This is a genomic window from Chitinophaga sp. SYP-B3965 (assembly GCF_009647655.1).
Classification (GTDB): domain Bacteria; phylum Bacteroidota; class Bacteroidia; order Chitinophagales; family Chitinophagaceae; genus Chitinophaga.
Genome location: NZ_WJFD01000001.1, coordinates 1,891,439 through 1,905,703, shown reverse-complemented (window position 1 = coordinate 1,905,703; position 14,265 = coordinate 1,891,439). Strand labels below are relative to the sequence as shown.

13 protein-coding genes are annotated in these 14,265 nt (G+C 47.1%); 9 read left to right on the top strand and 4 right to left on the bottom strand.

All coding sequences use genetic code 11. The annotated features are described in order from the left end of the window. The first annotated feature begins 16 nt into the window (after positions 1 to 16). On the top strand, positions 17 to 859 hold the full coding sequence (locus tag GFS24_RS07370; protein WP_153658929.1) for an AraC family transcriptional regulator: 843 nt from the start codon (positions 17 to 19) through the stop codon (positions 857 to 859). Positions 860 to 866: 7 nt separating this feature from the next. On the opposite strand, the gene GFS24_RS07365 is transcribed toward GFS24_RS07370, so the two are convergent. Continuing rightward, positions 867 to 1,814 carry a nitrilase family protein gene (locus tag GFS24_RS07365; RefSeq protein ID WP_153658928.1) on the bottom strand — a complete coding sequence of 316 codons (948 nt, stop codon included), beginning with the start codon at positions 1,812 to 1,814 and terminating at the stop codon, positions 867 to 869. Between the two features lie 139 nt (positions 1,815 to 1,953). Between GFS24_RS07365 and GFS24_RS07360 the strand changes: the two genes are divergently transcribed. From GFS24_RS07360 to GFS24_RS07325, 8 genes are all read left to right on the top strand, one after another. Then, positions 1,954 to 3,468, top strand: coding sequence for a M60 family metallopeptidase (locus GFS24_RS07360; RefSeq protein WP_153658927.1), 1,515 nt, complete (start codon positions 1,954 to 1,956; stop codon positions 3,466 to 3,468). Between the two features lie 42 nt (positions 3,469 to 3,510). Then, positions 3,511 to 3,954, top strand: a complete 444-nt coding sequence (locus tag GFS24_RS07355) for a nuclear transport factor 2 family protein (protein ID WP_153658926.1) — start codon at positions 3,511 to 3,513, stop codon at positions 3,952 to 3,954. A gap of 193 nt (positions 3,955 to 4,147) precedes the next feature. After that, complete coding sequence (locus GFS24_RS07350; RefSeq protein WP_153658925.1) at positions 4,148 to 4,993, top strand: chromate resistance protein ChrB domain-containing protein; 846 nt, start codon at positions 4,148 to 4,150, stop codon at positions 4,991 to 4,993. A 90-nt stretch (positions 4,994 to 5,083) separates the two neighbouring features. After that, positions 5,084 to 6,421 carry a glycoside hydrolase family 88 protein gene (locus GFS24_RS07345; RefSeq protein ID WP_153658924.1) on the top strand — a complete coding sequence of 446 codons (1,338 nt, stop codon included), beginning with the start codon at positions 5,084 to 5,086 and terminating at the stop codon, positions 6,419 to 6,421. After that, positions 6,418 to 7,224, top strand: a complete 807-nt coding sequence (locus GFS24_RS07340; RefSeq protein WP_153658923.1) for a sugar phosphate isomerase/epimerase — start codon at positions 6,418 to 6,420, stop codon at positions 7,222 to 7,224. Before GFS24_RS07345 ends, GFS24_RS07340 begins: the two co-directional genes overlap by 4 nt. Positions 7,225 to 7,228: 4 nt before the next feature. After that, positions 7,229 to 8,380, top strand: a complete 1,152-nt coding sequence (locus tag GFS24_RS07335) for a Gfo/Idh/MocA family protein (protein WP_153658922.1) — start codon at positions 7,229 to 7,231, stop codon at positions 8,378 to 8,380. Continuing rightward, on the top strand, positions 8,377 to 9,129 hold the full coding sequence (locus GFS24_RS07330; RefSeq protein WP_153658921.1) for a 3-ketoacyl-ACP reductase: 753 nt from the start codon (positions 8,377 to 8,379) through the stop codon (positions 9,127 to 9,129). Before GFS24_RS07335 ends, GFS24_RS07330 begins: the two co-directional genes overlap by 4 nt. Positions 9,130 to 9,138: 9 nt before the next feature. After that, positions 9,139 to 10,374 (top strand): MFS transporter, encoded by a 1,236-nt coding sequence (locus tag GFS24_RS07325; RefSeq protein ID WP_153658920.1) that lies wholly within the window; start codon positions 9,139 to 9,141, stop codon positions 10,372 to 10,374. Positions 10,375 to 10,588: 214 nt separating this feature from the next. On the opposite strand, the gene GFS24_RS07320 is transcribed toward GFS24_RS07325, so the two are convergent. The 3 genes from GFS24_RS07320 to murI form a co-directional block, all read right to left on the bottom strand. Then, complete coding sequence (locus GFS24_RS07320; protein WP_153658919.1) at positions 10,589 to 12,694, bottom strand: ATP-binding protein; 2,106 nt, start codon at positions 12,692 to 12,694, stop codon at positions 10,589 to 10,591. Positions 12,695 to 12,856: 162 nt separating this feature from the next. Then, entirely contained in the window at positions 12,857 to 13,390 is a 534-nt protein-coding gene (locus GFS24_RS07315; RefSeq protein WP_153658918.1) for a ferritin, read from the bottom strand. 32 nt (positions 13,391 to 13,422) lie between these two features. Continuing rightward, positions 13,423 to 14,250 (bottom strand): glutamate racemase, encoded by an 828-nt coding sequence (gene murI / locus GFS24_RS07310; protein WP_153658917.1) that lies wholly within the window; start codon positions 14,248 to 14,250, stop codon positions 13,423 to 13,425. Between the last annotated feature and the right edge of the window lie 15 nt (positions 14,251 to 14,265).

The following is a 14,265-nucleotide window of genomic DNA, read 5'->3' as shown; positions in this document are numbered from 1 at the left end:
CTATAACCGCAAAAATATGAAATGGGAATTTGAAGACAGATCAACAGGGGCGCGGTTCGTTGTGTGTGTGAATGAACATTGCCTGAAAGCGGAGGGGCAACTGAATGGCCAGAAGGAAAACATAAACACCTTTGTGGTTAATAAAGCGAAGGAACAGCAGGTAACAATTGATGGGATCACGTATTCCATGCCCCCTTGTTCTGTATTACCATTAGTAGCAAACCAGCATTTTACATTTGAAAGGCCGCAGGACCTGGTATCCTGGCACTTTAACCGTGAATTCTATTGCATCGTAGATCATGATGCGGAAGTAAGTTGTGTAGGTTTTTTGTTCTATGGCATCACACATCCTTTTTTTGTGATGCTTACATCTGCAGAAATGGAAAGTTTGTCTGCTATAGAACGCCTTTTTATGGAGGATATAACACTCCGGGACAATATGCAGGGCGAAATGTTGCGCACGGTACTAAAACGTCTTATCATTAAGGTTACCCGCATCGCTAAACAGCAAACGCCAATATACCAGCGGCTGGCAGAAGATAAGCTGAACCTGGTCAGACAGTTTAACCTGTTGCTGGAAATAAACTTCCGGAAAGAACATGAAGTAAGTTTCTATGCGATGGCTTTGAACAAGTCTCCCAAGAACCTTGCAAGCATTTTTTCGCAATGCAATTATCCTTCTCCCTCTCAGTTGATCAAGAACAGGATCATGCTGGAAGCTAAACGTTATGCCCGCTATACTGTGAAGTCCGCTAAAGAAGTAGGATGCCTTTTAGGTTTTGATGATGCCGCACATTTCAGCCATTATTTCAAAAGCAATGAGGGTATGGCATTTTCCGCATTCAAACAGTTAGTGTAGAGGCACCTCATTTTTTCATCCACACTACTTTCTGTTCCGGTACATTCTCCTGCCCGATAATATCTTTATACAAAGCCGGATTCCGGGCTTTCTTATACCGGTAACCTCCTGCCTGTGTTAGTTTTTCCGGAGTAATAGTAGCGATCACATAATCATTATCCAGTTTGCGGCATTCCGCAATGATATCGCCAAACGGGTCCAGGACCATGGAGCAGCCATTCTTCAACTGGTCATCATCCATGCCGATGGGATTGGAGAAAACAGCATAGATGCCATTATCATAAGCCCTCGCGGGCAACCATTTCATGAGCCATGCACGGCCTTTTAAACCATCAAATTCCTGCCGCAGGGAGGTGGGGTCATTGTACCTGTTCTTCCATAATGCAGGATCAACAAAACCGGCGCCCGGCCTGGTAGAAGGTGTGCACATGGTTACATGCGGCATGAAGATGATATCTGCACCCAGCAGGGTCGTAGCTCTTACATTTTCGATGATGTTGTTATCATAACAGATCAGTATGCCACATTTCCATCCCAGCAGATCAAACACCACATATTCTTCTCCGGGAGTAAGATGAGGATTGATGAAAGGATGCAGTTTGCGGTATTTGGCAACTAATCCATTCCTGTCCACACATACATACGCTTTGAATAAATGATTGTTTTCATCCTTTTCAAACAACCCGGCAAGGATCACAATATTCAATTCTTCTGCAATTTCCGTCAGCTTTTTTACGCTGGGCCCATCTGGTATCAGCTCCGCCGTATCCAGCATCTGGGAAACATCCAGGTGGCGGGCAAAAGTATAACCCGTGACAGAGCATTCATGAAAAGCGATCACATCGGCGCCATCGGCTGCTGCCTTTTGCGCCAGTTCCCGGATCACGGAGAGATTATATTTCTTATCACCGCTACGGTTCTCAAACTGGGCAGTGGCTATCTTTAGCGTTTTCATCCAACGAAGCTACGTATTGTTAACGAATTGTCATAAAATACCCTGCGGGCTTGCATATTAAGCATTTGCCAGTCATCCATAATTGTTGAAAAAAGCATCTTTCTTCCCTTATCTTGATAAAACTTAATTTTTGTATTGTATGATAAAGCACTCTACCATCACATACGCGATGTTACTCATCGCTATGTTATCCCATGCACAGGATGCAGCCACCGTTGTGATCAGTCCTGCCCAGCCCTTATCCGCCAAAAACACAGACCTGCGCAAACAGGTATTTGAATGGAGCAAGGCACAGCTCAGCAGTGATGATTACAAACACATCAAAGCACATCCTTCTGCAGACATCTTTCCGGGTAAAGTAAAAGAAGGCGCCGCAGCTGTAACAAGAACAGTGCGTTTCACGCACGATCAGATCAGCGAAGCGCTGGTACCCGTAGTATCCCGCCTCAACTATTCACAACCCTGGCGGGACAATCTTTACAGCACCGGCCTGTACGCAGCGCCGGGCGCTTACATAGAAGTAACCATCCCCAAAGAATTACTGGATAAAGGGATCGGTATCCAGATAGGCGCGCATTCAGACAACCTCAATCAATGGGTAGCCGGGAAAGAGGACTGGCGCCGCATGCCGCTGATCGTAAGAACGCAGCAGCTGAAAGCCACCACTACAAAGATCGCCTCTCCCTTTGGTGGTTTGATCTATGTAACCACTGCTCCCAAAGCAGCCTCCTGGGTGGGAGATGTGAAGATCAGCCGGGCTATTGAAGCCCCGTTGTACCGTGCTGGTATCACCACACCGGAAGAATGGAAAACACAGCTGCAAAACAACAAAGCGCCCTGGGGAGAGCTGGCTACAGGAAAAGTAGTGCTCACCATTCCGGATTCCATTTTGCAACAGGTAACAGATCCTGCTTACGTGATGAAGATATGGGACCTGATCATAGGCGGAGAAGCAGAACTGGCCCAGATCCCGCAACCTTTCTACCGTCCGCAGCGCATGGTGATAGATGAACACATTGGCGGCGGATTCATGCACAGCGGGTATCCCGTGATGATCCATCATTCACCTACCCGCAGGTTATTGTCTGCCGATGTGATCGCTAACCCGCTGAAACTCATGGTGGGCAGTAAAGGCGGCGCTAACTGGGGTTTCTTCCATGAGATAGGCCATAACATGCAGAACCTGGATTGGGTATTTGGCGGCACCACAGAAGTGAGCTGTAATTTCTTTTCCCTCTATATGTTCGATCGTTTATTAGGCGGACGCGATGATGCACATACCGGTGTATCAAATAAAGAAACACAGGACATGATGAAGAAATATTTCAGTGAAGGCGCTGATTATGAAAAGTGGAAGTCCAGCCCCTTCCTGGGCCTGATCATGTTCCGCCAGTTGCAGGAAGCGTTTGGCTGGGAAACGTTTAAGAAGTTCTTCCGGGAATACCAGGCCCTGGCAGCCAAAGACCCGGATGGTGCCTATGCTAAAACAGATGTGCAGAAGCGGGACCTCTGGGCCAGTACCTTTTCCCGTGTTTCCGGCCGTAATGTGGCGCCTTTCTTTGAAAAGTGGGGTATACCCATCAGCGATGCCGTAGAGAAAGAACTGAGCAGTTTGCCGGAGTGGATGCCGTATAATTTCACCCCGCAGCAATAAGAATTAATTTGTATTTTGGAGCTATTCCACAAAAATGAAAACATGAAAAACTTTCTGACACTCATTATGTTTAGCTCTTTTCTTAACATCGCGGAAGCACAAACAAAAGATGAAACTGCCGTAGCGCAAGCTGTAGAATCATTGCGCAAGGCTATGATAGATGGAGACAAAGCAGGCCTTGAGAAGATCACCGCGCCCGCATTAAGTTACGGGCATTCCAGCGGAACGATCGAAGACCGTGCTACTTTCATCAGTAATATTTCCAGCGGCAAATCAGATTTCGTAACGATGGACCTCACGGCACAAACCATTTCCGTAACAGGGCATACAGCCATTGTACGGCATACGCTCAGTGCACAGACCAACGATAGTGGAAAGCCCGGTACGGTGAACCTCTATGTGATGCTGGTTTGGGGAAAGGAGGGCAGTCAGTGGAAACTGATAGGCCGCCAGGCAGTGAAGATCCCGGTCCCTGAGAATAAATAAAAACAAAAAAGGCATGAATTTCATGCCTTTTTTTATACAAAAAATGCAGAGATAATAAGCCTGGTGAAAGGGTGAACATTCTTTTGTTAATGTTAGGTATTGGGAAAGAACCCAAATAATTTATTACCTTATCGGGAAATTCAAATCGTTCTCTCTACTACCTACGTACATAAGGTCAATCAAACCAATCACTATGAAATGGATCTCTACACAACATCCAAAGATCGACAGTATTGCATGCGCCTGGCTTATCCTCCGTTTTATTGATCCCGAAGCAACGTTCCTGTTTGTTCCGGAAGAGGAAGTAACAGATAAGGCCGTTGCCCTGGAAGCTACACCCTTCAATGTTCCCGGCACAGAATTGATGGCTTATAAAGATCTCACCACCTACGATTACCTTTTATACGAATACAAATTGGCTGATCCTGCACTGGCTGAAATAGCCCGCATCATAAAAGGCGCAGATAAAGACCGGCACGACCTTGCTCCGGAAGCTGCAGGCCTCTGGGCCATCGCTTCAGGTATGGCTGCGAATATTAAGGACGACCAGGAATTGCTGCAACATAGCTTACGCATATACGATGGGTTATATACCTGGGCCAAACAACTGAAGCAGGTAAAACATACGTACGATTATTCTTCCCTGCGTTTAATGGAAGTTTTTCACCAGTTCCTCTCCCTGAAGTATAGTGAAAGGATGGAGCAGCCACAATGGTTGACAGAGATGAAATCAATTGTGCAGGACCAGGTAGATACCAACCTCACCATGGATGTAAAAGCTTTATCCCGCCACCTGGATGTGAATCCGGAACATCTCTCCCGGGAATTCTCTCATTACTGGGATGATCTCAAATTTGGCGAATACATGCGGAAGCTGCGCATAGAGAAAGCGCTGGCCCTGATCCATGAACAGAAATATACCTTAATAGAAATCGCTTACATGACGGGTTTTTCCGATCAGGGGCACTTTGGCCGCATTTTCAGGGACTATACCGGTAAAACCCCTTCCGGTTATCTGAAGACCCTGCCACAGCCATAATATCTGTTTCATTTCCTGAAAGATTTACATTATCTTGATTTGCAGACAATCGTTTGCATATTACAGACCACGTATGAAATCCCCTCAGGAATGCTCCAGATCAACAACTCATTACAGCCACATCAGCTGGCAGCTTTGCTGCAGCAATTCTGGCAACTATCCGCCAGCAAGATCCTTCACATTGAAAAGCACTACAACACAGCGTTGGGCGCTCCTGTATTTACCCGTGAGGGACAATACACCACAAGAGGATGGACGGAGTGGACGCAGGGCTTTCAGTATGGTTCAGCCATTCTCCAGTTTGATGCCACAGGAGATGATGCCTTCCTGGACATCGGCAGGCAGAAAACAGTAGCCGTAATGGCCCCGCATGTAAGCCATACCGGTGTACATGACCATGGCTTCAATAATGTGAGCACCTACGGCAACCTCCTGCGCCTGATGAAGGAAGAACGTATTCCGCATAATGAATGGGAACAAAACTTCTATGAACTGGCCCTGAAAGTTTCCGGCGCAACACAAGCTGCCCGGTGGACGCCCATCAAAAATGGAGGCTTTATTCATTCTTTCAACGGCCCGCATTCCTTATTTGTAGATACCATCCGCTCCTGCAGGATCCTGATGCTCAGCCACCGGCTAGGGCATGTATTACAGGGAGATAATGATGTGAGGACAGACCTCCTGCAACGTGCTATCCAGCACATGAAAGCTACGGCAGACTTTAATATTTATTATGGAGAAGGCAGGGATACCTATGATGTGGCCGGCCGCACAGCACATGAATGCATCTTCAATGTAAAGGATGGCAACTTCCGTTCTCCCAATGCACAACAGGGCTTCTCCGGTTTCACCACCTGGACGCGTGGTCTGGCATGGGCCATGCTGGGTTTTGCAGAAGAATTGGAATTCCTGGCAAAAGAACCTGCTGCACAGGAACACCTGCCCTGGATGGAGAAAGCGGCAAGAGCCACTTGTGATTTTTATATCGCCAACACACCAACGGATGGTGTTCCTTACTGGGATACCGGCGCACCACAGCTGGCACATTTTGAAGGTTATTTAAACCAGCCCTCCAATCCCTTTAATCCATTTGAACCGGTGGATAGTTCTGCTGCTGCCATTGCCGCACAGGGCCTCATCCGTTTAGGGAAATACCTGAAAGAAGATAAGTATTTCCAGGCAGGGCTTACGGTGTTGCACACACTGTTACAACCGCCTTATATCAGTATGGACCCGGAACACCAGGGCCTGTTGCTGCATGCCATTTATCATCAGCCTAACGGCTGGGACTACACACCTCCCGGCAGCAAGATACCTTACGGAGAATCCTGCATGTGGGGAGATTATCACATCCGCGAACTGGCCCTTACCGTACAGCGCCTGATCACGGCAGAACCTTATTACACGTTCTATAATGGTGTGTTATGAACTTAAGCCGACTATGTGTACATACGATCACAACAAAACCTTTAAGTATTGAAGATGCCGCTAAACTTTACAGCCGCGAAAACATTGCTGGCATAACGGTTTGGCGGGATGCGCTGGAAGGAAGGGACATACGCGCCACAGGTGATATGATCAGGGCAGAAGGATTGGAGATCGTTTCTTTATGCCGCGGTGGTTTTTTCCCGCAGCTAACGGCCGGCGCAAGAAAGGATGCTATAGACGATAACTTAAAAGCAATAGAAGAAGCCGCTGCATTAGGTGCACCCATGATCGTACTGGTATGCGGCGCAGCACCAGGGCAATTCCTGGAAACCTCCCGTGAGCAGATAAGAGAGGGTATTGCAGCTATCGAACCTTATGCAAAAGCAGCAGGTATAAAACTGGCGATAGAACCTTTACATCCCATGTATGCAGATACCCGCTCTGCCATCAATACACTGGCGCAGGCCAATGATCTTGCAGAAGCATTACATTCTCCATGGGTAGGCGTAGCGGTAGATGTATATCACCTCTGGTGGGATCCCACATTAGAACAGGAGATCAAACGCTGCGGTAGCAATCTGTTTGCATTTCATATCTGCGACTGGCGGGTGCCCACGCGTGATATTTTATTAGACCGGGGTTTAATGGGAGAAGGATGTATACCCATCGCAGAGATCCGTGGATGGGTACAGGAGACAGGGTTTAATGGCTTCGATGAAGTAGAAATATTTTCCACTGAATACTGGTCTGGCGATCAGGCATTGTTCCTGCAAAAGATCAAACAAGCATATCTAAATCTCTAACAAGATGACAAAGATCCATCGCATCGGTATTATCATGAACGGCGTCACAGGACGAATGGGTACGAATCAGCACCTGCTGCGTTCTATTGTACCCATCATACAGCAAGGTGGCGTAAAGATCAGCGATACGGAATACATTATGCCGGAACCATTGCTGGTAGGCCGCAATGCTGCGAAGCTGCAACAGCTGGCAGAGCGAACAGGTATTGCCTTAGCTTATACCACAGATCTGGACAGTGCGCTCAGCGATCCCAAATACAGCATTTATTTCGATGCGCAAACAACTGGCCGCCGCGCGGAAAGTATCCGTAAAGCCGTAGCGGCAGGTAAACATATTTATTGTGAAAAGCCAATAGCAGCAGACACGGCTACTGCTTTGTCGTTATATGAACTGTGCAAAAATGCCGGCATCAAACATGGCGTAGTGCAGGATAAATTATGGTTGCCGGGCATGTTGAAATTAAAGCGGTTGATGCAGCAGGGCTTCTTCGGACGCATCCTGTCTGTAAAAGGAGAATTTGGCTACTGGGTGTTTGAAGGACATTCCATTCCTGCACAACGCCCTTCCTGGAATTACCGTAAAGAAGATGAAGGTGGCATCATACTGGATATGCTTTGCCATTGGCGGTATGTGCTGGATCATCTCTTTGGTAAAGTGAAAGCCGTATCCTGCCTGGGCGCTACACATATCCCGGAAAGGATAGATGAACAGGGAAAAGCGTATAAATGCACAGCAGATGATGCAGCATACGCCACTTTTGAACTGGAAGGTGGTGTGATCGCACAATTTAATTCTTCCTGGGTAACACGCGTACGCCGTGATGACCTGCTGACGATACAGGTGGATGGCACACATGGTTCTGCCGTAGCCGGTTTGCGGGAATGTTATGTGCAGCATTACGGGCATACGCCCAAACCTGTATGGAACCCGGATATTGAACAACCCGTTAAGTTCTTCGATGGCTGGGCGAAAGTACCGGAACAGGAAGTGTTTGAAAATGCTTTCAAAGTACAGTGGGAACTTTTCCTCAAACACATTGTAACAGACACACCTTTTCCATGGGACCTGAAAGAAGGTGCGAAGGGAGTACAACTGGCAGAGAAAGGAATGGAAAGCTGGGCAAAACGTTGCTGGGTAAATATTGATCCGTTATGAAAAGAACAGCACTCATCACCGGCGGCAGCCGCGGTATTGGATTAGGCATAGCGCAACAGCTGGCACAACGTGGTTTTGATCTCGCCATCAATGGTGTGCGGGAGAAAGATGCAGTAGCGGATACGATCACACAGCTGAGATCATTTGGTGGTGATGTGATCTATTGCCGTGCAGATGTTGGTGATGCAACACAACGCGCTGCCATGTTGCAGCAGATACTGGATCATTATGGCACTTTGCATGTGCTGGTGAACAATGCAGGTGTGGCGCCGAAAGAAAGAAAAGATCTGCTGGAAACTACAGAAGAGAGTTACGACCGCTTAATGGATATGAACCTCAAAGGCGCTTTCTTCCTTACACAGGCGGTAGCGCATGTGATGATCAAACAGCAGGAGGGATGTATCATCAATGTATCGTCCATTTCTGCCACGATCGCTTCTGTTAACCGGGGAGAATATTGCATCTCGAAAGCAGGCCTCAGTATGATGACCCAGCTTTTTGCCGTACGCTTAGGTGAGTATGGCATACCGGTATACGAAGTAAGACCAGGTATCATAGCCACGGATATGACAGCTGGCGTAAAAGAAAAATACGACCAGCTGATCAGTAAAGGATTGCTGGTACAATCCCGCTGGGGATCACCGGAGGATGTTGGAAAAGCGGTAGCCATGCTGGCAACCGGAGACCTGCCTTATTCAACCGGGCAGGTGATCATGATAGACGGAGGACTGACCATTCCACGATTATAAAATAAATGTATGTCTGTTATACCTGAAAAGAATTCCACTGCAAAAGAATTGCTCCGCCTGCCCGTTATCATCGCCGCATTTGGCTATCTCGTTGATATGTATGACCTGTTCCTCTTCAGCGTAGTACGTGTGCCCAGTTTACAATCTCTTGGATTGCAGGATGATGAACTGTTACATAAGGGGGCTTTACTTCTCAATATGCAAATGGCCGGTCTGCTGATCGGCGGCATTATCTGGGGAGTACTGGGTGATAAGAAAGGGCGCTTATCTGTATTGTTCGGTTCCATCCTGATCTACTCACTGGCAAACATTGCCAATGGATTTGTGCAATCCGTACCGCAATATGCAGCGATGCGTTTTATTGCAGGCATTGGCCTGGCAGGTGAACTGGGAGCAGGTGTAACACTGGTAACAGAAGTGTTGCCCAAACGCATCAGGGGATATGGCACCACGCTGGTTGCCACACTGGGGGTAATAGGGGCTATTTTAGCGTACTTTATGGCTGATCTGTTCCAATGGCGTATCTCTTACTTTATAGGCGGCGGATTGGGCTTATTATTGCTTGTTATGCGGATCCGTGTTTTTGAATCGGGTATTTATCTCAGAACAAAAGTGATGCAGATCTCCAGAGGGAATTTCCTGTCCCTTTTTGCGAACAGGAAGAAATTATTAAAGTACCTGCAATGTATTGCCATCGGTTTACCGATCTGGTTTGTAGTGGGGATACTCATCACTTTCTCGCCGGAGTTTGGGAAGGCCATGGGGCTCTCGGGACCAGTGGTGGCAGGCAAAGCAGTGATGCTTGCATTTGCCGGGCAGGTGGTGGGAGATATTGCCAGTGGTTTATTCAGCCAGTTCTTTCACAGCAGGAAAAAGATCATTGGCCTGTTCATCGGGATGGTGGCCATCATGATCAGTGTATACCTTTTATTGCCTTTCCGGGAAGTGGGCAGCTTTTATCTTGTTTGTGTATTGCTGGGATTTTCCAATGGCTACTGGGCTTTGTTTGTAACGGTAGCGGCTGAATTATTCGGTACCAATCTCCGTGCAACCGTAGCCACTACGGTACCTAATTTTGTAAGGGGCGCCACTATTCCTTTAACGATGTTATTCCTCTGGCTGAAACCCCATTGGGGCATTGTTTACAGCGCAGGCGCCGTAGGATTGCTCACTGTAATGCTGGCAGTGGTTGCCTTATGGTGGATGGATGAAACTTTTGAAAAAGACCTTGATTACTTAGAGTGAAAAGTGTCCGTCTTCGAACATTCCTGTGCGGGATCGAACAGGAGAAGATAAAGACGTGTATTGATAATGAATTAGTTAATGATGAAAATGGACTGGCACCAAACTTGCCTGCTTCCAACACATTAACGTTAGCGAAATTTTAACACCCTGGCACCCCAAAAGATATTGCTACCGTCAGGGCTAAAATTGCAGAGACCACGCTTCGCGCGTGGTTTTATTTTTGGGTGAGTTCATTGCGCAGCATTTCCAATACTTCTTTTTCCCTGAAAGGTTTCAGGATATAACTGTTGATACCTGCATCCAGGTACCGGTCCAGGTCTTCCTTCACAGCATTGCCGGTGATAGCAATAATAGGGAGGTTCGCTTTATCCCTGTCCTTTAACAGCCGGATCTTGCGGGCAAGGGTAAGCCCGTCCATTTCAGGCATCTGGATATCTGTGAACACCAGGTCAAAATCATGTTGTTCCAGCAGGTGTAATGCTTCTACGCCATTTGTAGCAGAGTGAAAAGTAGTATTGATCTTCAGCAGGATCATTTCCAGTACTTTCCTGTTCATGTTATTATCATCTACCACCAGTATATTCATCATTCTTGGTAAAGGCTGATCAGCAGGTGTTACCGGGATATCATTACCGGTTGTTACGGCAGGCGTGTAAGGAATAGAAAAACTAAAAGTAGAACCCTTGCCCGGCACACTGTCCACATGCAGTTTGCCGCCATGCAGGTCTATAATGCTTTTCACGATAGTGAGGCCCAGACCTGATCCGTCTTCCCTGGCATGACTATCATTCGCAGAAGATACCTGTGTGAATTCATCGAAGATATGCCGGATATGTTGCTTGTCTATACCCGAGCCTGTATCTGTAATAGCAACAGACAGTTCCATTTTATCACCCTGCTTTTGCAGGCCTGCTTTGATGGTCACACTTCCTTCCGTGGTGAACTTGATGGCATTCCCTACAAGATTGAACAGTACTTGTTTCAGGCGGAATTCATCTCCTTCCACCATCACTGCTTTATCAAAACTGCATTGTGTTTCCAGTTTGATCTCTTTCCTGTAAGCCTGTATATACATGCCTTTGGCAATGTCTTCAATTATTTTCTTTGGTGAGAAGATGCTGTTGTCCAGTGTGAGTTTATTCTCTTCCAGTTTTGAAAAGTCCAGCACATTATTCACAACTGATAACAACATGTTGGCGGAGAGATTGATGGCATCCAGTATGTCTTCCTGTTCCTGGTTCAGTTTTGTTTTACCCAGTTGTTCTGAAAACCCGATGACAGAGCCAAGCGGTGTTCTGATCTCATGACTCATACTGGCCACGAAATCACTTTTCAGTTTGGAAAAACGAACGGCCTTGTTACGGGCCTGATCCAACTGTAATCCATTTCGGTAACTGTACCAGATCAAAACGAGGATGGCAATGGCCAGCAGGATGATCAGGAATGCGCCGTAACGCGTTTCCCAGTTTAGTTTATTGAGCAGGATACTGATATCATTGTTGAGGGCAGACCGTATCTGCATCGCAGCTTCCAGCCTTTCATGTTTTAATACATGCAGGTCTGCCAGCAGTGTTCTCAGCAGCTGATCGTTGGAGGCGATCATCTCATACTCCTTCTGATTGAGATTGGTATGGCCGGCGGTAATATTCCTGAAGAGGTTGCTGTAATATTCATTGATGTTTTCCAGCTGTTGCCGGTTGTTCCTGGCATCCGTCGAAATGGTCGTCTTCACAATAGCCGGGGCGATTTTATCCCGCTGTTTGTTGGAAATAGCATCTGCTACCCGCCCGAATAATTTTCTTTTCTTACCCGGTTTTCCTGCATCCGGGAAAACAGTGTCTATCTGCACCTGCTCTTTAAACTGTGCATAGGCGGGAGGGGAGAGTACTGCTCTTTCTTTCGTGGTGTCCCAATGCTGGTTCATAGCCAGCAGGGAATCTGTAGCCGCTTTAACCTTCATGAAAATACTGGCCTTGTTCTCTTTATCCAGCAGCATGTCTTTCAGGCGTTTGTCTTTCATACCTTCTGCTTCCAGCGTATCCAGGTCGGCAGACAGTTGTTGCAGCGCTTTGCTGTACCGGGCAAAGTGAACGTTCTGATAGGTAAGGGTGAAAAAGCGGAAGTAGTTCTCTGCTTCATACATGGTCTGAACGGCATGGTCTATCCGCTCCATATTGGTTTCTGTATGGGCCAGTTCATTAACGGAGGAATTCAGTTGTTTGATCCGCTGCTGTTTGAAGAATCCGAAGAGCACCACACTCACCAGTAAGATCACTAAAATAGCTAATAAGATATATCCATATCTAAGTCGTTGGCTCATTAGTAGGTGTTGTTTGTCGATTGAATGCCTGTCTGGTTAACCATGGGGGTGTGTTTCAAATATAGGGATTATGAAGAAAGAGAATTGTTAATGGGAGGAAGGCTAACAAGTGTAGAATTGTTAATAAAAAGGAGAGCAGCGGGTACTGCTCTCCTGATATCTTTAATGGTGACCTCCTTTGCCGCCTCCACCGCCGCTTTGCTGCAGGCGGAAGTTGAGGATATCCCGGTCAAACAGGTAAAGGCCGCTCTTGTCCTCACCGATCATTTCCAGCTTTTCATTGAGCGTACGGGCCAGTCTTTCTTCTTCGATCTGTTCCGAAACGTACCATTGCAGGAAATTATGGGTAGCATAATCTTTCTCCTGTAAGGACATATGTACAAGTTCGTTAATGCTTTCTGATACCTTGATCTCATGAGAGAGGAATTCCTCGAACACGCGTTTGATAGAGAGGAAGGTGATAATAGGCTGCCCCAGGTGAGGTACTACGCCAAAACCGCCGCGTTCATTGATGAACTTGATCAGCTTCAGCATATGCACACGCTCTTCATCAGATTGTTTGTAGAAGAATTCGGACACGCCGGGAAGGCCGGGTTGAATATCTGCCCAGGATGCCATGGCCAGGTATGCCTGTGAGGAGGCTGCTTCCAGCGCCACCTGTGCGTTCAGCGCTTCTTGAATTGTTTTACTTAACATATAGTTCGTTCTAGTTGATTTAAATATACGAATTATAAGGATAGATGACGGCTTTTCACCGCTTCTTCAAAGAAGATCCCCGCCTGTTTGTCGAAAGTCTCGGTATCGTCCGTGGTATAGAAAGTACGGCTGCTGCCGGTGCTGCATTTTGCGGCCATTTCCGGATGCCTTTCCAGGTAATCTACCAGGCTGTGGCTCAGGATGGGGCCCTGAGAAAGCAGTGTAACATTGGGAGGCAGGTGTTGCTGTATCTTATCCATCAGCAGAGGGTAGTGGGTGCATCCCAGCACGATGGTATCAATGTCCGGTGATTGCACCATCAGCTGGCGGATATACTTATTGATGAAATAATCCGCGCCCTCACTGCTATATTCATTGTTCTCCACCAAAGGCACCCACATCGGGCAGGCCTGCTGGTAAACGGTGATATCCGGGTAGAATTTTTCTATTTCGATAGGGTAACTCTGGGAAGTAATGGTACCATTAGTGCCCAGGATACCCACTTGTTTAGTTTGTGTATAATTGCCCACAATCTCTGTGGTAGGGCGTATGATGCCTAACACGCGGCGTTCCGGATCTATCTTTGGCAGATCGTTCTGCTGGATGGTGCGCAGTGCTTTTGCGGAAGCCGTGTTACAGGCCAGCACCACCAGGTGGCAGCCCATGTTGAATAAATGCTGCACACATTCCAGCGTGTAATGATAAACGGTTTCAAAAGAACGACCTCCATATGGCGCACGGCCATTATCTCCCAGGTAGATATAATCGTATTGCGGCAATTCTTTCACGATCTCCTTCAGCACCGTTAAACCGCCATATCCTGAATCAAATACGCCTATTGGTCCTTTCTTTTTATCCATGCCGCAAATTAAGTA

What these genes read in the sequence shown, in the direction of transcription:
- GFS24_RS07370 (WP_153658929.1), top strand. Translation starts at nt 17, where the DNA reads ATGAAATGGGAATTTGAAGACAGATCAACAGGGGCGCGGTTCGTTGTG.
- GFS24_RS07365 (WP_153658928.1), bottom strand. Translation starts at nt 1,814, where the DNA reads ATGAAAACGCTAAAGATAGCCACTGCCCAGTTTGAGAACCGTAGCGGT.
- GFS24_RS07360 (WP_153658927.1), top strand. Translation starts at nt 1,954, where the DNA reads ATGATAAAGCACTCTACCATCACATACGCGATGTTACTCATCGCTATG.
- GFS24_RS07355 (WP_153658926.1), top strand. Translation starts at nt 3,511, where the DNA reads ATGAAAAACTTTCTGACACTCATTATGTTTAGCTCTTTTCTTAACATC.
- GFS24_RS07350 (WP_153658925.1), top strand. Translation starts at nt 4,148, where the DNA reads ATGAAATGGATCTCTACACAACATCCAAAGATCGACAGTATTGCATGC.
- GFS24_RS07345 (WP_153658924.1), top strand. Translation starts at nt 5,084, where the DNA reads ATGCTCCAGATCAACAACTCATTACAGCCACATCAGCTGGCAGCTTTG.
- GFS24_RS07340 (WP_153658923.1), top strand. Translation starts at nt 6,418, where the DNA reads ATGAACTTAAGCCGACTATGTGTACATACGATCACAACAAAACCTTTA.
- GFS24_RS07335 (WP_153658922.1), top strand. Translation starts at nt 7,229, where the DNA reads ATGACAAAGATCCATCGCATCGGTATTATCATGAACGGCGTCACAGGA.
- GFS24_RS07330 (WP_153658921.1), top strand. Translation starts at nt 8,377, where the DNA reads ATGAAAAGAACAGCACTCATCACCGGCGGCAGCCGCGGTATTGGATTA.
- GFS24_RS07325 (WP_153658920.1), top strand. Translation starts at nt 9,139, where the DNA reads ATGTCTGTTATACCTGAAAAGAATTCCACTGCAAAAGAATTGCTCCGC.
- GFS24_RS07320 (WP_153658919.1), bottom strand. Translation starts at nt 12,694, where the DNA reads ATGAGCCAACGACTTAGATATGGATATATCTTATTAGCTATTTTAGTG.
- GFS24_RS07315 (WP_153658918.1), bottom strand. Translation starts at nt 13,390, where the DNA reads ATGTTAAGTAAAACAATTCAAGAAGCGCTGAACGCACAGGTGGCGCTG.
- murI (WP_153658917.1), bottom strand. Translation starts at nt 14,250, where the DNA reads ATGGATAAAAAGAAAGGACCAATAGGCGTATTTGATTCAGGATATGGC.